General features: G+C 59.2%; 21 protein-coding genes and 1 pseudogene. 11 read left to right on the top strand and 11 right to left on the bottom strand.

Annotation, left to right across the window (positions count from 1 at the left end):
• The first annotated feature begins 55 nt into the window (after positions 1–55).
• The 3 genes from AC0V6U_RS00555 to AC0V6U_RS00545 all read left to right on the top strand — a co-directional run bounded on the left by AC0V6U_RS00555 (position 56) and on the right by AC0V6U_RS00545 (position 4,599).
• Positions 56–1,618, top strand: a complete 1,563-nt coding sequence (locus tag AC0V6U_RS00555) for a lipopolysaccharide biosynthesis protein (protein ID WP_472644308.1) — start codon at positions 56–58, stop codon at positions 1,616–1,618.
• Between the two features lie 118 nt (positions 1,619–1,736).
• Entirely contained in the window at positions 1,737–2,687 is a 951-nt protein-coding gene (locus tag AC0V6U_RS00550; RefSeq protein ID WP_472644307.1) for an aspartyl protease family protein, read from the top strand.
• Positions 2,688–2,760: 73 nt separating this feature from the next.
• Complete coding sequence (locus tag AC0V6U_RS00545; protein WP_472644306.1) at positions 2,761–4,599, top strand: ABCB family ABC transporter ATP-binding protein/permease; 1,839 nt, start codon at positions 2,761–2,763, stop codon at positions 4,597–4,599.
• A 38-nt stretch (positions 4,600–4,637) separates the two neighbouring features.
• Here the strand turns inward: AC0V6U_RS00545 and AC0V6U_RS00540 are convergent, their stop codons facing one another.
• The 6 genes and pseudogenes from AC0V6U_RS00540 to AC0V6U_RS00515 all read right to left on the bottom strand — a co-directional run bounded on the left by AC0V6U_RS00540 (position 4,638) and on the right by AC0V6U_RS00515 (position 10,542).
• Positions 4,638–4,901 (bottom strand): hypothetical protein, encoded by a 264-nt coding sequence (locus AC0V6U_RS00540; RefSeq protein ID WP_486169335.1) that lies wholly within the window; start codon positions 4,899–4,901, stop codon positions 4,638–4,640.
• Positions 4,885–7,521: a M16 family metallopeptidase gene (locus AC0V6U_RS00535; protein ID WP_472644304.1), complete on the bottom strand. Its 2,637-nt coding sequence runs from the start codon at positions 7,519–7,521 to the stop codon at positions 4,885–4,887. The genes AC0V6U_RS00540 and AC0V6U_RS00535 overlap by 17 nt, the downstream gene beginning before the upstream one ends.
• A 102-nt stretch (positions 7,522–7,623) precedes the next feature.
• Positions 7,624–8,103 carry an ACT domain-containing protein gene (locus AC0V6U_RS00530; RefSeq protein WP_472644303.1) on the bottom strand — a complete coding sequence of 160 codons (480 nt, stop codon included), beginning with the start codon at positions 8,101–8,103 and terminating at the stop codon, positions 7,624–7,626.
• Positions 8,100–9,403: pseudogene (gene hslU, locus AC0V6U_RS00525) on the bottom strand (ATP-dependent protease ATPase subunit HslU). The gene AC0V6U_RS00530 and the pseudogene hslU overlap by 4 nt, the downstream one beginning before the upstream one ends.
• Positions 9,404–9,447: 44 nt before the next feature.
• Positions 9,448–10,008: an ATP-dependent protease subunit HslV gene (gene hslV, locus AC0V6U_RS00520; protein WP_472644302.1), complete on the bottom strand. Its 561-nt coding sequence runs from the start codon at positions 10,006–10,008 to the stop codon at positions 9,448–9,450.
• A gap of 42 nt (positions 10,009–10,050) precedes the next feature.
• Entirely contained in the window at positions 10,051–10,542 is a 492-nt protein-coding gene (locus tag AC0V6U_RS00515) for an outer membrane protein assembly factor BamE (RefSeq protein ID WP_472644301.1), read from the bottom strand.
• Between the two features lie 218 nt (positions 10,543–10,760).
• Here AC0V6U_RS00515 and AC0V6U_RS00510 point away from each other — a divergent pair, with 218 nt between their 5' ends.
• The 3 genes from AC0V6U_RS00510 to AC0V6U_RS00500 all read left to right on the top strand — a co-directional run bounded on the left by AC0V6U_RS00510 (position 10,761) and on the right by AC0V6U_RS00500 (position 12,589).
• Positions 10,761–11,288 (top strand): ubiquinol-cytochrome C chaperone family protein, encoded by a 528-nt coding sequence (locus AC0V6U_RS00510; RefSeq protein WP_486169334.1) that lies wholly within the window; start codon positions 10,761–10,763, stop codon positions 11,286–11,288.
• Positions 11,285–11,824, top strand: coding sequence for a YceD family protein (locus AC0V6U_RS00505; RefSeq protein WP_472644299.1), 540 nt, complete (start codon positions 11,285–11,287; stop codon positions 11,822–11,824). The genes AC0V6U_RS00510 and AC0V6U_RS00505 overlap by 4 nt, the downstream gene beginning before the upstream one ends.
• Before the next feature lie 120 nt (positions 11,825–11,944).
• Positions 11,945–12,589, top strand: coding sequence for a hypothetical protein (locus tag AC0V6U_RS00500; protein ID WP_486169333.1), 645 nt, complete (start codon positions 11,945–11,947; stop codon positions 12,587–12,589).
• Here AC0V6U_RS00500 and AC0V6U_RS00495 read toward each other — a convergent pair.
• The 5 genes from AC0V6U_RS00495 to AC0V6U_RS00475 all read right to left on the bottom strand — a co-directional run bounded on the left by AC0V6U_RS00495 (position 12,586) and on the right by AC0V6U_RS00475 (position 15,298).
• Positions 12,586–12,798 (bottom strand): helix-turn-helix transcriptional regulator, encoded by a 213-nt coding sequence (locus AC0V6U_RS00495; RefSeq protein ID WP_472644297.1) that lies wholly within the window; start codon positions 12,796–12,798, stop codon positions 12,586–12,588. The two genes, AC0V6U_RS00500 and AC0V6U_RS00495, sit on opposite strands and share 4 nt — an antisense overlap.
• Positions 12,795–13,190: a hypothetical protein gene (locus tag AC0V6U_RS00490; RefSeq protein WP_472644296.1), complete on the bottom strand. Its 396-nt coding sequence runs from the start codon at positions 13,188–13,190 to the stop codon at positions 12,795–12,797. Before AC0V6U_RS00490 ends, AC0V6U_RS00495 begins: the two co-directional genes overlap by 4 nt.
• Before the next feature lie 151 nt (positions 13,191–13,341).
• Positions 13,342–13,890: a single-stranded DNA-binding protein gene (ssb, locus tag AC0V6U_RS00485; protein ID WP_472644295.1), complete on the bottom strand. Its 549-nt coding sequence runs from the start codon at positions 13,888–13,890 to the stop codon at positions 13,342–13,344.
• 141 nt (positions 13,891–14,031) lie between these two features.
• Positions 14,032–14,691, bottom strand: a complete 660-nt coding sequence (locus tag AC0V6U_RS00480) for a COQ9 family protein (RefSeq protein WP_472644294.1) — start codon at positions 14,689–14,691, stop codon at positions 14,032–14,034.
• Position 14,692: 1 nt separating this feature from the next.
• Positions 14,693–15,298 (bottom strand): ankyrin repeat domain-containing protein, encoded by a 606-nt coding sequence (locus tag AC0V6U_RS00475; RefSeq protein ID WP_472644293.1) that lies wholly within the window; start codon positions 15,296–15,298, stop codon positions 14,693–14,695.
• 148 nt (positions 15,299–15,446) lie between these two features.
• On the opposite strand from AC0V6U_RS00475, the gene AC0V6U_RS00470 reads away from it, so the two are divergent.
• The 5 genes from AC0V6U_RS00470 (at position 15,447) to ribD (ending at position 18,783) form a co-directional block, all read left to right on the top strand.
• A complete protein-coding gene (locus AC0V6U_RS00470) occupies positions 15,447–16,079 on the top strand; it encodes an SCO family protein (RefSeq protein WP_486169332.1) in 633 nt (210 codons plus the stop codon).
• Entirely contained in the window at positions 16,067–16,543 is a 477-nt protein-coding gene (locus AC0V6U_RS00465) for a YcgN family cysteine cluster protein (RefSeq protein WP_472644291.1), read from the top strand. The genes AC0V6U_RS00470 and AC0V6U_RS00465 overlap by 13 nt, the downstream gene beginning before the upstream one ends.
• Positions 16,540–17,274, top strand: a complete 735-nt coding sequence (locus tag AC0V6U_RS00460) for a M48 family metallopeptidase (protein ID WP_472644290.1) — start codon at positions 16,540–16,542, stop codon at positions 17,272–17,274. The genes AC0V6U_RS00465 and AC0V6U_RS00460 overlap by 4 nt, the downstream gene beginning before the upstream one ends.
• A gap of 61 nt (positions 17,275–17,335) precedes the next feature.
• On the top strand, positions 17,336–17,803 hold the full coding sequence (locus tag AC0V6U_RS00455; RefSeq protein ID WP_472644289.1) for a hypothetical protein: 468 nt from the start codon (positions 17,336–17,338) through the stop codon (positions 17,801–17,803).
• 32 nt (positions 17,804–17,835) lie between these two features.
• Positions 17,836–18,783, top strand: coding sequence for a bifunctional diaminohydroxyphosphoribosylaminopyrimidine deaminase/5-amino-6-(5-phosphoribosylamino)uracil reductase RibD (ribD, locus tag AC0V6U_RS00450; protein ID WP_472645800.1), 948 nt, complete (start codon positions 17,836–17,838; stop codon positions 18,781–18,783).
• Positions 18,784–18,795 lie beyond the last annotated feature (12 nt).

The raw sequence follows: 18,795 nt of genomic DNA, 5'->3' as shown, positions 1-18,795 counted from the left end.
GATCTGGCCATATAAGCGGACAGATTCTTCACCTTTTCGCGTTAAGGGCCAACTTATGAGCGGGACGCACCCCATTTCCGAATCAAATTCGGTCGATGATTCGCGCACTGGCCACAGCCAGCAGCCTGCGAGCCAAGAGGGTGTGGCGCAAAGCGAAGATGGTTTTGCGGGGCGCGTAAGGTCTGCAGTCAAATGGCGTTGGGGCACGCAGGTCGCGGCTCAGATCATAACCTGGACCTCCACTATATTGGTGGTGCGCCTGTTAGAGCCAACCGACTACGGCCTCTTCGCCATGACCCAAGTGGTCTTGGCCGCGCTCGCGATCCTAAATGGACAGAGCTTCGCTACCTCGCTCGTCCAGACCGAGAAGATTGACGAGCGGCGGATCGGACAGATCTTTGGGCTGCTGCTGCTCTTCAATGGGTCCATGGCGCTCGTGCAGTTTCTGTTCGCGCCATACGCCGCCGCTTATTTTGGCGAGCCCTTGGTCGAGGATATGCTGCGCATCCAAGCGGTGATCTTCTTCACTGTCCCGTTTACCGCCCTCCCCTCCGAGCTGCTCGCCCGCCGCCTCGAGTTCCGCAAGCAAGGCCAAGTCAATATGGCCTGCGCAGCCATTGGGGCTATCACTGCATTATCGCTCGCTTGGCTCGGCTTCGGTGTGTGGTCATTGGTCTACGCACCGATTGCCATGTTTATCAGCCGCGCGATCGGCCTTTCTATTGCGGCGCGCCTATTGGTAAAGCCAATATTTGATCCGCGCGGTGCGTGGGATCTGGTGACCTTTGGCGGCACGCTGACGCTCTGCCAAATCTTCTGGATCATTCAAAGCCAAAGCGACATAGTGATCGCGGGCCGTCAAATGTCGACTTATGACCTTGGCCTTTATTCAGAGGCCTTGTTCCTCACGCTGATTGTTACGGGCCGGTTCTTGCCGCCGATCAATGAGGTTGGGCTTGCCGCCTATTCAGAGCTGCACCGCGCGAACAAGCCACTCGGCCCATACTTCTTGAAGACCGCGCGAATGGTGATGATGGTGACGGCACCGATATATGTCGGGCTGGCGCTTACCAGTGAAGCGGCCATCCTGACATTGTTCGGCGAGAAATGGGCCGGCATGATCCCGATTGTCGGCGGGCTGGCGCTGGCAATGCCGTTCTTTGCCCTGCATCTGATCTGTTCACCTGTCACCAATGCCATGGGCCGAACGCAGGTCTATCTGACGACCAGCCTGTGCGGCGCGATCATCATGCCGCTCGCATTCCTTTGGGGCGTTCAATTTGGAGCCATGGGCCTCGTCCATGCCTGGTGGGTCGCTGCGCCCTTGCTGTGCTGCATCACACTCTCGCTCACCTTGCCGCGCATCGGCGCCTCGCCGCTCGCTCTATTGAAAGAGATAGCCCCAACCGTCATCGCTTGCGGGGCAATGGCGCTGGTTGTGCTCGCCCTGCAACGATACGCTTCATTCGGTTCGCCGCTGATTGATCTGGTGTGGAACGGCTTTGCCGGGGCCAGTGTTTATGCCGCCACATTCTGGTTCGGATGGAACACGAAGGTGCGCGAGACATGGGACCTGCTGCGCAATCGCGGCACAGCGCCCGTCGCGGCAAGCGCTTAATCCTGCTGCAAATGCAGACCCATCTCGCTTTGGTTTGGGCAATCATCAATCGTCTGGTAGTCTGGTAAGCTCAGGCGGCGCGCGGCATCCCTAGTCTGCGCCCATGATAGGACACATTATGCATTATCTCTGGTACGGACCCGCACTTTCCATGGCTTTCATTGGCATGGGACAGCACACGGGGGATCAGTCGATCGCACCCAGCTTCACCAATCCGAACACCGAGATTTTGAGCCTAGAAGAAGAGCGCAATGAGCGCATGACAGTGCCTGTAACCATCGATGGCGCGGGCCCTTACAACTTCATGATCGACACCGGCAGCCAAGCGACCGCCGTCACGCACCGCATCAATGATGCTCTGGGTCTGGAATCGCTTGGCACCGCAACACTGGTGGGCATGGCCAGCCGCCGCCCGGTTGAAGTGGTGGAATTGGACAGCTTAGAGCTCGGCGGCAGCATCATCCATAACCTTGCCGCCCCGGTTCTCTACAGAGATCACGTTGGCGCAGACGGCATCATCGGGCTCGACACGCTGCAAGACTTCAGAGTGCTGATCGATTTCCGCGATGAGACCATGGTGATCGAAGACGTCACCAAAGAGAAAGCCAGCCAGCGCGGTTTTGAAATCGTGGTTCGCGCCCGTCACAAGCTGGGCCAGCTGCTGATCACCAATGCCGAAGTTGAAGGCGTGAAGGCCACCGTCATTATCGATACAGGCGCGCAGGCCAGCCTTGCCAACAATGCGCTGCGCCAACGCATTCGCACCAAGCGCGCGGAAACCGTCCTAACTACCGACGTCAATGGCGTTTCGGCCTCAGGCGAGATGTCATTTGTGAGAAGTCTGGAGATCGGCGGCGTCAATCTCAAAAATGTGCCGATCACCTTCGCTGACACACCAGCCTTTGAAGCTTTGGGCCTTAAGGATAAGCCGGTGCTGTCACTGGGCATGAACCATCTGAAGATGTTTGACCGGGTAGCAATCGACTTCTCGCGGCAACGCGTGCTGTTTGACCTGCCTCGCTCGGTTGGCCGCGACTATCGCCGCAACAAGACGCCCAGCCGATTCTAGTCCGCAGCTAAAACAACCCTGCCGCTTGAGAGCCTTGCGCTTGTGATAAGGTGCGCCCACATGGTCGCCACCGATGCCGCCTGACACATCCACTTCCGCTGACCATGCAAACCGCCCGCCTGAGGCGGAAAGCTGGGCAACGCTTAAACGGTTTCTCCCCTACCTTTGGCCAAAGGACAATCCGGGCCTGCGCTGGCGCATTGTTATTGCAATGGTGCTCGTACTTATGGCCAAGGGCGTCACTTTGGCGCTGCCATTCGCCTATAAACATGCCGCCGACGCAATGGCCGGTCCGGTCAGCGAAGGCGTAACGGTCGCGCTGGCATTAGTCGTCGCTTACGGGCTGGGCCGCTTCACCTCACTGCTGTTCGACAATTTGCGCAACATTGTGTTCGAGCGCGTTGGGCAGGCCGCCACCTTAAGCCTGGCCGAGGATGTCTTCCACCGCCTTCATCGTCTCAGCCTGCGCTTTCACCTGTCGCGCCGGACGGGCGAGGTCACCAAGATCATCGAACGCGGCACGAAGAGCATCGACATGATGCTTTACTTCCTGCTGTTCAACATCGCGCCCACCGCCATTGAGCTGATCGCGGTTGGAGTGATCTTTTACCTCAACTTTGGCTGGGAACTGGTCGCAGCCACCGCCGTCACGGTCGTCACCTATATCGCGGTAACCCGATGGATCACGGAATGGCGCACAAAACTGCGCCGCGAGATGAACGACCTCGATGGTCAGGCATTGCACCGCGCGGTCGATTCTCTGCTGAACTTTGAAACGGTCAAATATTTCGGCGCTGAGGAGCGCGAGGAAAAGCGTTACAGCCAAGCAGCGCGGGCCTATGCCGAGGCCGCGGTCAAGAGCGAAAACTCGCTCGGGCTGCTCAACATAACGCAGTCGCTGATCACCAATGCCCTGATGGCAGGCGCGATGGCCTACACCGTTTGGGGCTGGAGCAAGGGTGAGCTGACCGTCGGTGACTTGGTGCTGGTCAACACCTTCCTGATGCAGCTGTTCCGCCCGCTCGATCTGCTGGGCTGGGTGTATCGCACGATCCGCCAGGGTCTGGTCGATATGGCTGAGATGTTCCGATTGATGGATACAGAGGTCGAGGTGCGCGATGCGCCGGGCGCTCCAGCGCTCATCGTTCACAAGCCGCATCTGGTGTTTGACAATGTGACCTTCGGCTATGATCCGGAACGCACGATCCTTCATGGCCTAAGCTTTGAAGTGCCAGCCTCTGGCAATGTCGCAATTGTCGGCCCTTCCGGCGCGGGCAAGAGCACCATCGGACGTTTGCTGTTCCGGTTCTATGACCCGACCTCCGGCCGGATCTTGATCGATGGCCAAGACATCGCGCAGGTCGCGCAAGCCAGCGTGCGCGAGGCAATCGGCATCGTCCCGCAGGACAGCGTGCTGTTCAACGACACCTTGCACTACAACATCGGATACGGCGCTGCTGATGCAAACAACGACGTGATCGAGCGAGCCGCGCAAGACGCAGCGCTAACGCCGCTCATTGAGGGTTTGCCCGATGGGTTTGAGACCATGGTCGGCGAACGCGGGCTGAAGCTATCCGGTGGTGAAAAGCAGCGGGTGGCGATTGCTCGCACTCTCGTCAAAGACCCCCCCATCCTGCTTCTCGATGAGGCGACCAGCGCGCTTGATACACGGACTGAGCAGGAAATTCTCGCCACACTGCGGCGCATCGCCGCTGGCCGCACGACCATCGCGATTGCGCACCGGCTTTCAACGATTGCCGATGCGGATCAGATTATTGTGTTGGAGGCTGGGCGTTTGGCCGAGCAAGGCACGCACGCTGAGCTGCTGAGCAAGCGCGGGCTCTATGCCGAAATGTGGGCGCGGCAAGCCAATGAAAACGCTGAAGAGGAAGCCGAAAACACGGAGCAGTGAGAGGCCAAAACGCCCCTCACCGCTACTATGTCTCGCGTTTATTCGCCGCCAGCGGACGCCGCAGCGGCTGACTTACGCAAATTACTTGCGGCCAGATCGAGATCGTCAAAAGCGATCACTTCGACCTCGCCGCGCAGAGCTTGCAAGTCTTCCAAGAAGTCTTCTGCTTTGCCGACAATCACAAGCGATGTGCGATCCTTGGTCAGATATTCCGCCGCGACCTGAGCGGCTTCTTCCGCACTCACATCCGACAGACGATCCGCAATCTGGAACGCCTCATCCGGCTCAAGCCCGCGCAACATGGCGCTCGCCACCAGGCCGTTGAACCCGCCGCTTGTCTCCAGACTGCGAGCGATCGCTCCGCCCAGGAACAGCTCGGCGTTTCTCAATCGCATCCTCGCTTGCAGGCTGAGCGCTCAACTTCTCAAACTCTTCGAAGAAGACCGCGGCAACATCATCGGCTGTCGCATGGTCAGTCTGCGCAATCGCGCGCCAAACGGCGGCATCGGCCAGCTGAGGCATTTGCGAATAGGCACCATAGGCTAGCGCGCGCTTGGTCCGCACTTCTTCAAACAAGCGCCCGTTGGAGCCTGATCCCAGCACTGTGTTGGCCAGCCAGACGGGATAAAAATCCTCGTCCGAGCGCGAGATGCCGCGAACGCCGGCAATCACGGCGGCCTGGCCGGCATTGGGCATGTCGATTACCAAAGTGCGCGGGGCAGTGCCGCTGCCAGCAGGGTTCGCGACCATTGCGGGCGGTGCGCTGCTGGCCTCCCACTCGCCGAACAAACCGCCTGCCAGTGTTGCCGCTTCGTCCGCAGCAATACCGCCGCTGACCACGATCTTGGCCGTCTGCGGATGCCAATAGGCCGCGCGGGTTGCCAGCAGGTCTTCGCGGGTGATGTTAGGAATGCTGCTGACCGTGGCGACCCGGCCATAGGGCGCATCGCCATACATCACGCGGGTCGCGACCAATCCGGCGAGCGAGCTTGGATCTTTGAGCGTCGCGTCGATTCCATCCATCGCGCGCTTGCGTTCCCGCTCCAGTTCCTCGGTCGGGTAACTGGCGTTCTGGATGATATCGACCAGCACCTCTCCGGCTTTGTTCAGATTGACCGTTGGCGCGGTCAGGCTGGCAAAGGTGCCGTCCGGGCTGCTGCTGATGTTGAGCGATGCGCCAAGCGACTCAAGCGTCGCAGCAATCTCTGGCGCGCTGCGCGTTGCCGTTCCCTGATCGGCGAGGCCTGCGACAAATCCGGCAAGGCCAGCCTTGTCAGCGGGATCGCTCGCGTCTCCGCCCGGGAACACGATCGTAATTGTTGCGATTGGCACGTCGCTGGTCTGCGTCGTGACCAACGGAATGCCATTGGCCAGCGTGCTCGTCACAAAGTCGCTGCGCACAACCTCCGGCGCGTCAATCGGAGCTGGCGGCGCCATGCGTTCCCCTTCCGGAAGCAGCTCCAGCGGTTCGCCCGTGGCAGGCGGCACCGTTCCATAACTTGGGCGCGGCACTGGATTGGCATAGGTCGCCGGATCATCCTCACCAGCCGTGTAGGTCATCGACACTTTCGCATTTGGATCGAGCCATTTGGCCGCGGCCCGCTGCACGTCTTCGGCGGTGACCGAAGCAATTCGGGCAAGCCGCGCGTCGGCGGCATCGGGATTGCCGGTTGAGACCAAAGCCTCACCCAGCTCAAAAGCGCGCCCGCGAACAGTCTGACGCTGAGACAGAGCTGAGGAGAAAATCTCGTTCTTCGCCTCGGTCAGCTCCGCATCGGTCACTGGCTCTGTGCGAATACGTTCGAGCTCAGCGTTGAGAATTGCGTTCGCTTCCTCGGAATTCGCCGCCGGGCTGAGCACGGCAAAATTAGCAATGAAGCCGCCGTCCATTGTCATCGTATCGAAATGGGCGGCCTGAACCGCTTTCCCGGTGCGCACCAAGGCCGTGTGCAGGCGGCTGCTTTGGCCGCGTGCCATAATCGCGGACAGCACTTCAATCGCGGCTGCATCTTCGCTGCTGACGGACGGGGCTTTCCATACGCCGCCAACCACTGGCAGCGGGACATTTGGCGCGGTCGCAGCGATTGCACGCGGCTCCGTGCGAACCGGCTCTTCGCCTTCAATCTCCAGGCTGATCGGATTATCCCGCGGTTCGATATCGGCAAAATACTGGTCGACCAGCCCGCGCAGCTTTTCCATTTCGAAATTGCCGGCAACAATCAGGGTGGCTGTGTCGGGACCATAATAAGCCTGATGAAACGCGCGGGCATCATCCAAAGTCGCGGAGTCCAAATCTTCGATTGAACCAATGCCGGGACGGCGCATCGGCAGCACGTCATAGGCGTTTTCTGGAATCACGATCCGCTGAAGCTGACCATAAGGCGGTGCAAGCACGCGGGTGCGCAGCTCTTCCTTTACGACATTGCGCTCGTTCTCAAACACCTCGGCATCGACCACGGGGAATGCCATACGCTCGCGGTGGGTCCACAGCATCGTTTCGAGATATTGCGCTGGCACCGTTTCGAAGTAATTGGTGCGATCAATCCAGTTGGAGGCATTGCGCTGGCCGCCAACATCCTCGGTCAGTTTGTTGATCATATTGTACGGCATATTCACCGTCTTGCGACTGAGGATATGCTCGAACAAATGCGAGAAACCGGAGCGGCCCTCTGGGTCATGCTTGGAGCCAACCTTGTACCACAGCGATGTCGTGACATTCGCCGTCGTGTTGTCTGGCAGGGCAATCACGGTCAGGCCGTTATCGAGCTGCCAGCGGGTGTATTCAATCTTCGGGGCAGAGAGCGTTGGAGCCGCCTGCGCGCCGTCACCGGAATGGTCATCGGCAAAGGCGGGCGCGCCCATGGCCAGAGCAGCGGTTGCAACGCTGGCAAGAATAGTGCGGCGAAATGTCTGAGTGATCATGCTTTCAGTCCCCAATCGTGAAAGTTGTTGGGCACCGTTAAAGCGTTCTTAGCGCGCGAGCTCAAGCAATGATCGTAGGCTCGCTCGCCGAAGGGTTGAGAATCATCGACCTGCGTCGTTGGCGAGCCGCTTGAGGATATCCATTGCCTCGACGCGACTGTCCCATGGGACAAACAGATGATCATGGTGAAACGCCGCGACGACATTGCAAGAGATACCAGCCCCCGCGAGTGCCGAGGATACAGCGGCAGTCAGGCCAACGCCTTCCAGATCAGAGTGAACTTGCAAGGTAATGCGCGCGAACTCTGGGTTAACACCATCATGCAAATCGCGATCATCACCAGGCCGAATCTGCGTCACTCCATCCTTTTCAGTAACAATGGGAGACAGAAGACGTAACGTCCCAGTTGGTACGATGAATGTGACGCCTTCATCCTCTTGGATCATAGCGAAAGGATCATCTATCGATGCGCCAAGGCCATCTTCTGGCTTGAGACTAACGAAACTATATGATCCCTCCGAAAGAAGCGGATCCATGCCAGCCAGCATCGCGGCCAAATCGCTGACAGGCCCTTCCGTCACAGGATATATTTCGACAGATCGCTATTGCCAGCCAGCTCGGTCAGGCGGCCGCGCACATATTCGGCATCGATTGTGATAGTCTCGCCTTGGTGCTCTTCGGCCTCAAAGCTGATCTCTTCGAGCAGTTTTTCCATCACGGTTTGCAAACGCCGTGCACCGATATTCTCGACGCTCTCATTCACTTGCGCAGCGATCTTAGCGATTTCGCTGACCGCATCATCCTTGAAGTCCAAGGTGACATCTTCTGTGCCGATCAGCGCGCGATATTGCTCGACCAGATTGGCCTTGGTCTCACCCAGAATGCGCACAAAGTCCTCTTCGGTCAGCGCGCGCAGCTCGACCCGGATCGGCAAGCGCCCCTGCAATTCAGGCAGCATGTCCGATGGCTTGGCAAGATGAAACGCGCCGCTGGCGATAAACAGCACGTGATCGGTTTTCATCGGGCCATATTTGGTGCTGACCGTCGTTCCCTCGATCAGCGGCAAAAGGTCACGCTGCACGCCCTCTCGGCTGACGGAGCCGCCGCGCACATCAGAGACGGCGATCTTGTCGATCTCGTCGAGGAACACGATCCCGTTGGTTTCCGCATTGCGCAAAGCCGTTTGCGCAACATCGTCATCATCGAGCCGCTTGTCCGCCTCTTCATCGACAAGCTTATCCCACGCCTCTGGCACGCGCATTTTCCGGCGTTTCGTTGGCGTTTTGCCGAGCGCTTTGCCCATCATGTCCGACAGGTCGATCATGCCCATATTGCCGCCCATATTGCCCATATCAAACGGCATGTTGGGCGCCTCGGTCACGTCGATTTCGACCTCTACTTCGTTCATCGCGTCTTGAATGATGCGCTGGCGGAAGCTCTCGCGGGTCGCCTCTGAGGCGTTGTCGCCGACCAAAGCGTTGAGCAGGCGCTCCATCGCCGCATCAGAAGCGGCTTCGCGCACGGCCTCGCGCTCGGCGCTCTTTTTCAAGCCTGATTGCTTCTTCGGCGAGATCGCGCGCAATCTGCTCCACATCGCGGCCAACATAGCCGACCTCGGTGAACTTGGTCGCCTCGATCTTCACGAATGGCGCTTCAGCCAGCTTCGCGAGCCGCATGGCTGATCTCCGTTTTACCGCAGCCAGTTGGCCCGATCATCAGGATGTTCTTTGGCGTCACCTCATCGCGCAAATCCGCGTTCAGCCTCTGCCTGCGCCAGCGATTGCGCAGCGCGACCGCAACGGCGCGCTTGGCGTCCTTTTGGCCAATGATATGCTCATCGAGCGCAGCAACAATTGCCTTGGGTGTAAGATTGTCTGTCATGATTATCCGTTAGGAAGAAAGAGGAAGCTCAGCGGTCAGCGAGCTCAAACCGTTTCGAGTGTCACATTGCCATTGGTGAAGACGCAAATGTCCGCCGCCACGGCCATTGCCTTGGTCGCGATTTGCTCCGCATCGCTCTCATAATCAGCCAGCGCTTTAGCCGCGGCGAGCGCATAATTGCCGCCCGACCCAATCGCCGCGATGCCGCCTTCCGGCTCCAGCACGTCGCCATTGCCGGTCAGCACCAGCAAGGTCTCGCTGTCCGCAACGATCATCAAGGCTTCAAGATTGCGTAGGTATTTGTCCGTCCGCCAATCCTTGGCGAGCTCGACTGCGGAGCGCAGCAATTGGCCGGAATATTGCTCCAGCTTTTTCTCTAGCCGCTCAAACAGAGTGAAGGCATCGGCGGTCGCACCTGCAAAGCCAGCGACGACCTTGCCGCCCTCACCGATCCGGCGAACCTTGCGCGCATTGGGTTTCATCACGGTGTTGCCCATGGAAACCTGGCCATCGCCCGCGATGACAATTTTGCCATCGCGCTTCACGCCAACAATGGTGGTGCCGTGCCACTGGGTCAGGCCGTGGCTCGCCGTATCGTTACTCATGGCAAGCGATATGGGCGCTCAAATCCGGCAATCAAGCAAGCGCTACTGCGGGCCGCCCGGCCCAACGCCGGAGCCAACCGTGCCGATATTGCCGAACAGGTCTTCTAGGAAACCGCGCTCGCGGCCCAGGGTCGGCGTCTTATCGCCATCCGGCGTCAGGAAGACGACTTGATCCAGCCCGGCATTCTCAACCGACGCCACATTGCCCTCAGCATCGAATTTCACCGCAAGAACGGAATGCTGGCGAATGCGCGGGCGCACCAATGGGCGGCGGCCCGTGACACTGGAGACATAATACCAGGTTGGCTCGCCATATTGACTGGTGAAGCTTGGGCGACCCAGCGTGCCTTCAACAGAGCGCTGATTATCAATTCCAGGTTGAACCGATTGCAGCAGGACATTGTCGACAACATAGCCGCGCGTTTCCTGGATGGACGAGCACCCGGCCAAGGTTAAGCCAGCGCCAGCCACCAAAGCGAGCACTCGGCTCTTGCGCCAGAGTTTTGCGCGTCCTGCTCGATCAAGCCTGTTCATTGCGTCTGCCGTTCCTTCATTTCGCTCAATATCAGCGAGGGGCATCTATTGCCCGCGCCGCACCGTATCCTATATCGCGTGACACTGGGCTTTAAGGCCCTCGTTCATGCCTTGCAACGCCGCTGTCGATTGCAGCTGGGGTGAATTGGTTGAATTCTGGCTGAATGCGGCAGAGATTTGTGCCCGCGAGGCTGAACTTTGAGGCGAAAGGGCCCTTAATGTCATTCCTATCGAAACTGCTGGGGACCGCGCCTGATCCGCGTGAGAAAGTGCGCCCGCTGTGGCACCGCGTGATCGAGCTTGCGCGCGAGCCAAGCTATTATTCGGAATGCGGTGTCGATGACAGCGTGGATGGCCGGTTCGACATGATCACCGCTGTGCTGAGCGTCGTGATCCTGCGCGTGGAGGCCGCGGAAATGCGCAGCGAAAGCGCTCTGCTGGCCGAGCTGTTCGTTGAGGACATGGAGGGGCAATTGCGCGAATTTGGCGTCAACGATGTGGTCGTGGGCAAACGCGTTGGCAAACTGATGGGCGTGCTCGGCGGCCGTCTGGGCGCGTATCGCAGCGCCTTTGGCGAAGGCGATTCTGCCAAAATTACGGACGCTGTCGCGCGCAATGTGACCTTTTTGGAAGGCCGCGATGAAGCGGCATCAGCCGCCTGTGTTTCGGGCAAGCTGCAAGAGCTCTCCGTTCGATTGGCGGCGCTGAGCGATGAGCAAGTGATCAAGGCGCAAGGTGTAACATGAGCACGCCGGAACTCAGCCGCATGGTCAAGGTCCGGCCTCTGCCTGCGAAGCCTATCGTGGTTGAGGCAGAAGAGGCCGAAAGAGCGGCGCTCGCGAGCCGGTTTGCGCTGGCCAGCATCTCGTCCCTTATCGCCGAAATATCTCTGGAAGGTGCCGCGACCGGCGGAGTGCGCGCCAATGGAGCCATGCGTGCACAATTCATGCAGATATGCGCCATATCGGGCGAAGAATTTCCGGTTGAAGTGAGCGAGGAGATTGCGCTCAAATTTGTCGATGCGGAGACAACCCGCGCAGCCCTCGCCGATGCGACTGAAGACCTCGAGATCGAATTGTCAGACGAAGACCTCGACGAGATTGAATATTCAGGCGACGCCTTTGATCTGGGCGAAGCAGTCGCGCAAAGTCTGGGCCTCGCAATTGATCCATACGCCGAAGGACCAAACGCCGATGCCGTGCGCGCCAAGGCGGGCATCGTTGCAGAAGGCGAGCCATCCGGGCCGCTCGCCGAAGCGCTAAGAGCGCTGAAAATGGACTGAGATTCCGACGGAAATTTGCATCGCAATACGCTTAGTCCTAGACCGCAGATGGGTCGACATTGCTTGGGGGTATCATTGACGGCTAATCCGCGCTCCGAACGCTTTTTCTTGAACATCACTGTGCTGATGATCGTCTTGATCTTTGCAGGCTTCGGCGCATCTGCCCTTTATCTTCCAGAGTTTCCATTTCCGCCCTCACCCCTGATAACCTTTCATGGCATCATCACGCTCAGTTGGTTTTTAGTCACTGCGGGCCAAGCACGGTTGATCGGCACTGCGAATTTTGATCTTCACAAAAAACTGGGTCAGACCAGCATCGTTTTGGTGATCATGATCGTTGTGACTGGTATCTTCGCGGTTAGATCTGTCGTCTCCAACCCGTCGACTTCGATCGGTGGTATGACACCAGCGGGTTCGGCCATCTTTCCGACCATGGATTTGCTGGGCTTCATCGTGTTTTACGCGCTGGCTCTGTGGAACCGCAGTAAAGGGGCTGCACACAAACGTCTTATGGTGCTGGCAGGGCTGATGATGCTGCCACCGGCTACCGCGCGCCTGGGTCTCACGACAGGGTTTGAGCCCCGACCGGGCGTGGCGGCTCTGGCGATTTCAGGTTCTTTCTTGGTCTATGACTGGAAGACACGAGGTCGCCCCCATTGGGCCAGCGTGCTTGGCTTTGTGGTCGCCGTTGGCGGCGCTCCCTTGAGGTTTATCGTTGGCCCATCGGATGGTTGGGCACGAATTGCCGAAGCGATCTATGGCTAGCTCTGTGCGCCGACCTTCCACGGATTGAAGAACAGCTCTTCCACTGGGACATCGAAATAGGCCGCCAAGCGGTACGCCATCGGCAGTGAGGGATCGTATTTGTCGGCCTCCACCGCGATGATCGTCTGGCGCGAAACCTCCAGAGCCTCGGCAAGGTCAGCTTGATTGAGGCCTCGCCCTTTGCGCAGATCGCGCAGGCAGTTTTTCATTCTGCCGCGCCCCGGCCGCGGAATTTCCAGACGAGCCAGACAATCAGCATTCCGGCAAACTCAGCGCCGAATACATATCCCGCGCCCATACTCATTTCACTATGCCGACCGGTCATCACCACCAGCGTGATCAGCATGACTGCCGCGCCGATATTTCCGCCCCACCACCAGCTGATCAGTTGACCTTGTTGCTGCAGGTCATCGGTTTTTTGCCACCACAGCCAGGACGCGAAAGCAACGACGCCAGCAACCCCAAACAAAGCGGGCAGGACAAGCTCTGGGTTATCAACGCCGCCAGTCGCCGGCACGGTTCTTCCGATTATGAAACCCGCAACCAGAGCGGTTCCAAAAGCCAAAGCAGCCGTCAGCCAAAACATCTTGCGGTACGTCATTTACGCATTCCTCTCTTGCGGCGATAATGTATAAACCTTTTAACATTTCTCTGAAAATGTCAAACTCTTTTAACATTCCGTAAGTCGGCAAACAAAAAGCCCCGCAGAATTGTCTGCGAGGCTCTGTGATGTTTGGGTTGGTTTGAACCGATCAGAACGGGATGTCGTCGTCGAGGTCATCGTAGCCTCCGCCGCCGCCAGCGTTCCCGCCGCCTTGATTGCCCCCGCCGGAGCCGCCGCCACCTTGGTTCCAGCCGCCGCCTCCGGAACCGCCGCCTTGGCCGCCTCCTTGACCACCGCCGCCGCCATAGCCGCCGCCTGAGCGACCACCACCACCGCCGCCTTCGCCGCGGCCGTCGAGCATGGTCAGCGTGCCGTCAAAACCGCGCAGCACCACTTCGGTGGAATAGCGATCATTGCCCGACTGGTCCTGCCATTTGCGAGTCTGGAGCTTGCCCTCGATAAAGACTTTTGAGCCCTTCTTGAGGTAGTTTTCGACCACGTTGACGAGGCCTTCGGAGAAAATCGCGACAGTGTGCCACTCGGTCTTTTCCTGACGCTCACCCGTGTTACGATCTTTCCAGGTTTCGCTGGTCGCGATACGCAGATTGGCAACCTTGCCGCCATTTTGGAAACTGCGAATTTCGGGGTCAGCGCCCAAATTGCCGATCAGCATTACTTTGTTGAGCGAACCCGCCATGTCTTGAAACCCTTTGCTTGTGTTGCCTGAGAACGCGGTAATGCCCGCGGCCCGTGTTTGCGATTCCCTATTGTCATAAGCGAGCAGGCAAGCAGAGGCGAGCGCTGAACGCGCTTATCCACCTCCATCTTGGCGGTAACCTTATGTGCTTGGGTAACGCAGGCGGCCGAGGAAGCGGGACAGGCTGAACGTCTCGCGCTCTCCGCCGAGAAACTTAGCCTTGGCTTTTTCAAACTTCATGACGCCATCAATGCGGCGATCAAGGAAGGCGTAGGTTGCCTCTTTGCCTTCGCTGTCATCATTGACAAAGACAGCCAATGTCGCGCTGTAGATCCCGGCCAGGATCGTGCGCTTGGTGTAGTGGTTGTAATCGGTCGCGGTGTCGCCAGCGAGCCGCCACATCAAATCCGCTGAATTCCAGCCGATCTTGAGCGATGCCGGGGCATTGTGCGGCATAGCCATGATCGAAAGCGCCCGGCGCAGAGCCTCATCGAGCCCATCAACCGCCTTTAAGCGAAACGCGACGAGTTCACGAATGCGCTCACGAATTTTCAATTCAGCCAGCTTTTCAGCGGGCCATTCCGCTTCCATCTGCGCGTCGATATTCTCGATCCACGCTGAGATCATGTCCATCGCGCCGCCAGGATAGGCCAGCTTTGCAACATCTGGATCAGCCCCCGCCATGTCGGCAGCGGCCAGCAATGCCGTCTCGTTCCAGCCATCGAAGATAGCCGAAGCTGCGATATCTGGAGCCAGTGCAACGCGCAGCTCATCCAGGGTCATGTCAGAAAAATCGGTCATATCAGAAAGAAGGCCCGTAATTGCGATCCGTTCCCTTTTCTTGGCGTTCTTTATCGGCGCGCGTGAATTCTGCGAGGATTGCACTGTTGGAATTCATGAGCTCAACATAGTCCCGTGCGGAGCGGCCGGAATTGTCATTGCGGTCGGGATCAGCGCCCTTGTCGAGCAGCAAACGGATGACCGCAGTGTCACGCCGATGCACAGCGGCGATCAGCGGGGTTTCACCTGCACGGTCGCTCACATCGACCTGCGCGCCGCGCTTGATCAGCTCCTCCACTCCATCAACAAAGCCAAGCGTGGTGGCCATTTGCAGCGGGGTTACACCCTTTTTATCGCGGATATTGGGATTGGCCCCGCGCTGCAGCAGGAAGCGCACCCAAACGGTGTCGCGGCGGGCAACCACAATGTGCAGTCCCGTCTCGCCAGAGGTGATGTCGCGGCTGTTGACGATGGTCGTGCCCGGCTCATTCAGGAAAGCCGTCGCCGCATCGCCGTCGCGGTCTTTTACCGCTTTCAGAAACTCAAATCCGTCGGAAAAACCCTGTGCAGCCGCCGCAGCGTAGTCAATACCGTACCGCTTAGCCCCAAGGCTGCTGCTCCGCCGCAAGCCAATACCGCCGCAGCGCCAACACTGCGCAAAAATGAGCGCCCCAAGCTTCTATCCTTTCACATTTCCTGCCAGATCATTATTGAGGGCGCAGATAAGCGGAGCCCCAATGCTTCGATCCTTTTGAACTAAGCTCAGTTAGCAGACCATGAACCAGCGCGCCAACACCTTGAAGCCAGCCCCACGTTTTTTCGCGAGCCTCGCGCTTGCCGCCAGCCTGGCTTTGGCGGGCTGCTCTGGCATGCCAAACGCCGCAGAAGAAGCCGCGGAACCGCCGCTCGCTGGCGCAGATATTGGCGGCTCGTTCGAGCTGATCAGCTCCACCGGGGAAACCGTGCGCTGGGCGGACTTTGATGGGCAATACCGGATCGTCTATTTCGGCTTTGCCTTTTGCCCGGACATCTGCCCGACCGATGTGCAGCGCATGGTCCAGGGGCTTGGCCAGTTTGCCGATAGCTCGCCGGAGCGCGCAGACAATATCCAGCCGATCTTTATCTCGGTCGATACAGAGCGCGATACGCCGGAGATCGTTGGCGAATTTGCCTCGGCCTTTTCTGATGATTTGATTGGCCTCACCGGCAGCGCTGAACAGGTCAAAACGGCGGCGGACAATTTCCGCATCTTTTATGAGCGCGGTGAAGACACGCCGGGCGGCGGATATCTGATCAACCATTCGACCATCACATACCTGTTTGGCCCCAATGGCGAGCCGCTTGCTACTCTGCCAACCGATCAAGGGCCAGAGGCGGTCGCAGCAGAACTCGACAAATGGGTGAGCTAAGGGACGAATTTTGGACGCTTAAGCTCGCAGAGCTTAAGCGCGCCGAATGGGAAGCCCTTTGCGATGGCTGCGGGCGCTGCTGCCTGCATAAGATCGAAGACGCTGACACGGGCGAGATCACGGACACTAACGTGGCCTGCAAATTGCTCGATTGCGACAGCGCGCAGTGCAGCGACTATCGCAACCGCAAGGCTTTCGTGCCCGATTGCCTGCGCTTAACGCTCAAGATCGTGGAAGATGTGCCCTGGCTGCCCTCGACCTGCGCCTATCGGATGCGGGCGGAAGGACGCGATTTGCCCGAATGGCACTATCTGATCAGCGGCGACCGCGAAACGGTAAAGCATGCCGGTGTGTCCGTGGCTGGCCGGGTGGTGAGCGAGAATGACGCTGGCCCGCTCGAACATCACATCGTCGAATGGGGCGAGGGTGTGGGCGGCTCGCCTTTCGTAAAGGCGGCACCATGATTGATTGGCTGCGCCGCGCAGAGACCGATAAGCCTGTCACCCACGAGATTGAGCTGGGCGATCAAACCTTGCCGATTGCGCTCAGGCGCATGAAGAACGCCAAGCGGCTGACTTTGCGCCTCGCGCCCGATGGTAGCGAAGTGCGCATCAGCATGCCAGCATGGGCGCGCACGGGCGAGGCGCTCAATTTCGCACGCTCGCGCACCGAATGGCTGACCGAGCAATTGGCGCGCATCCCGCGCCGCTGTGCGCCTCAGCCCGGCGGTGAAATCCTGTTTCGCGGGGAGCCACTCGTCGTCGAGTGGTCGCAGGATGCCCCGCGCCGCCCCCGCAAAATGGGCGATCAGATCCAGATTGGCGGGCCGGAAAACGCGCTGGAGAAGCGCCTTAAGAGCTGGCTCGAGCGCGAGGCTCTGGCGCTGTTCGAACAGGATGTGTCGGACTATTGCGAGCGCGCTGACCTGGCAAAAGTGCCCGTTGGCCTGTCGCGCGCGCAAAAACGCTGGGGCAGTTGCTCTGAGAAAAGCCAAATTCGGATCAATTGGCGATTGGTGCAGGCGCCAGACTTTGTCCGGCGCTCAGTCGCCGCGCATGAAGTCACCCATCTGGTCCATTTCGATCACAGCCCGGCATTCTACGCGCTGCTCGATGATCTTTATGAAGAGGACATCAGCCGCGCTGATCGCTGGTTAAAGGAACAGGGCCGCACCCTCTATGCCAGCTTTGGCTAGGGCGAGCGCTCGCTCAAAAGCACCACTGGCATAGCTCCCATTTGCGCCCTATATTACCGCCATGCTGTCGAAATCACGTTTCAATCCAAAGGCCGGCATTGCAGACTTCTGGTCGGAGTTTCGCAAGCCCAACCCCTATCGCTGGCCGATCCTGTTCGTGTCTTCGATGCCTTTCGCGCTGATCATGCTGTGGGCCACATCCGAAACCGCCTATATGCCGCCAGAGCGCCCAAGCGTGACCTACATCACCAGCTTCGCGCCGGATCGCACGGACGACGAAATCATCGCCTCCAACGAGGAAAATCAGGCCGCCAAGGACGCGCGCGCGGCCCGCATCGCGGAATATGAGCAACGCAAACGCGATGCCTATAAGGCTTTGGGCGCAGCGAGCGGTTTCGACGTTGAAGAAATGGAGCGCCAAGCAGAAGCGGACCGCGCCGCAGAGGCCGCCGAAGCGGCACGCCTCGAGGCGCTTTCCTCCCGCAACGAGCAAACATCGGCGGTGAGCAGCGAAAGCGAAGCGCCATAACTTTGCGGGCCGCACATTCCGACGATGTCTGGATGGAGGCCGCCGCACGGCTGTCTGCCCGCGCTCGCCCGCTCAGCCGCCCCAACCCCGGTGTCGCCGCGCTGGTCGTGCGCGATGACCGGCTGATTGCTCGCGGTTGGACACAGCCGGGCGGCCGTCCACATGCAGAGGCGCATGCCCTATCCACTCTAAGCTCAGACGGCGCGAATGGCGCGACCATTTACGTCACATTGGAGCCATGCGCTCACAAATCAGAGCGCGGGCCATCCTGCGCAGACTTGCTCGCCTCCGCTCAGCCAGCGCGGGTTGTCATCGGACAGACTGACCCTGATCCGCGCACCGCAGGCGCTGGTACGGACCGCCTGCGCACAGCCGGGATCGAAGTGACCGTGCTTGACCATGGGGGCGCGCAGCGCAGCCTCGCTGGCTATTTGACGCGGGCGGGGCTCAACCGTCCCTATGTGACGCTGAAGCTCGCTATGTCATTGGATGGATGCATCGCGCTGGACGATGGGACCAGCCAATGGATCACTGGCGAAGCTTCCCGCGCCCATGTTCATGCTCAGCGCGCTCGCAATGATGCGATACTAGTTGGTGGAGGCACATGGCGCGCGGATCAACCGCGCCTCAATGTTCGCCTGCCCGGCCTTGAAGCGCGCAGTCCATCGCGCGTCGTGCTGACCCGCCGCGACGCGCCGGAGGGCGTTCAAACCATTGGCGCGCCAAGCGAGATAAGTGCGCTTGAAGGCGTGCAGCATCTCTATGTTGAGGGAGGCTCGCAGACAGCGGCAAGCTTTCTGAAAGAAGACCTCGTTGATGAGCTTCATCTGTACCGCGCGCCCATTATCATCGGCGACGGCCTGCGCGGCCTAGGCGCATTGGAGCTCACTTCGCTGGACGCGGCGCATGGCCGCTGGGCCAGCGCAGATCATCGCCAGCTTGGCAGAGACACGTTCACGTCGTATCTGCGTCAGCGCTAACAAGGAACGCAT

The organism is Erythrobacter sp. W36 (assembly GCF_057364935.1).
The sequence above is the reverse complement of the archived record's forward strand: the minus strand, read 5'-3'. Positions and strand labels throughout refer to the sequence as shown.

Excerpts from the sequence above, each read along its gene's own strand:
- AC0V6U_RS00470 (WP_486169332.1), top strand. The coding sequence starts at position 15,447 with ATGAACCAGCGCGCCAACACCTTGAAGCCAGCCCCACGTTTTTTCGCG.
- AC0V6U_RS00555 (WP_472644308.1), top strand. The coding sequence starts at position 56 with ATGAGCGGGACGCACCCCATTTCCGAATCAAATTCGGTCGATGATTCG.
- hslV (WP_472644302.1), bottom strand. The coding sequence starts at position 10,008 with ATGAGTAACGATACGGCGAGCCACGGCCTGACCCAGTGGCACGGCACC.
- AC0V6U_RS00465 (WP_472644291.1), top strand. The coding sequence starts at position 16,067 with ATGGGTGAGCTAAGGGACGAATTTTGGACGCTTAAGCTCGCAGAGCTT.
- AC0V6U_RS00505 (WP_472644299.1), top strand. The coding sequence starts at position 11,285 with ATGAGCACGCCGGAACTCAGCCGCATGGTCAAGGTCCGGCCTCTGCCT.
- AC0V6U_RS00550 (WP_472644307.1), top strand. The coding sequence starts at position 1,737 with ATGCATTATCTCTGGTACGGACCCGCACTTTCCATGGCTTTCATTGGC.
- AC0V6U_RS00455 (WP_472644289.1), top strand. The coding sequence starts at position 17,336 with ATGCTGTCGAAATCACGTTTCAATCCAAAGGCCGGCATTGCAGACTTC.
- AC0V6U_RS00515 (WP_472644301.1), bottom strand. The coding sequence starts at position 10,542 with ATGAACAGGCTTGATCGAGCAGGACGCGCAAAACTCTGGCGCAAGAGC.
- AC0V6U_RS00490 (WP_472644296.1), bottom strand. The coding sequence starts at position 13,190 with ATGACGTACCGCAAGATGTTTTGGCTGACGGCTGCTTTGGCTTTTGGA.
- AC0V6U_RS00480 (WP_472644294.1), bottom strand. The coding sequence starts at position 14,691 with ATGACCGATTTTTCTGACATGACCCTGGATGAGCTGCGCGTTGCACTG.
- ssb (WP_472644295.1), bottom strand. The coding sequence starts at position 13,890 with ATGGCGGGTTCGCTCAACAAAGTAATGCTGATCGGCAATTTGGGCGCT.
- ribD (WP_472645800.1), top strand. The coding sequence starts at position 17,836 with ATGGAGGCCGCCGCACGGCTGTCTGCCCGCGCTCGCCCGCTCAGCCGC.
- AC0V6U_RS00495 (WP_472644297.1), bottom strand. The coding sequence starts at position 12,798 with ATGAAAAACTGCCTGCGCGATCTGCGCAAAGGGCGAGGCCTCAATCAA.
- AC0V6U_RS00540 (WP_486169335.1), bottom strand. The coding sequence starts at position 4,901 with ATGTTGCGCGGGCTTGAGCCGGATGAGGCGTTCCAGATTGCGGATCGT.
- AC0V6U_RS00510 (WP_486169334.1), top strand. The coding sequence starts at position 10,761 with ATGTCATTCCTATCGAAACTGCTGGGGACCGCGCCTGATCCGCGTGAG.
- AC0V6U_RS00535 (WP_472644304.1), bottom strand. The coding sequence starts at position 7,521 with ATGATCACTCAGACATTTCGCCGCACTATTCTTGCCAGCGTTGCAACC.
- AC0V6U_RS00545 (WP_472644306.1), top strand. The coding sequence starts at position 2,761 with ATGCCGCCTGACACATCCACTTCCGCTGACCATGCAAACCGCCCGCCT.
- AC0V6U_RS00460 (WP_472644290.1), top strand. The coding sequence starts at position 16,540 with ATGATTGATTGGCTGCGCCGCGCAGAGACCGATAAGCCTGTCACCCAC.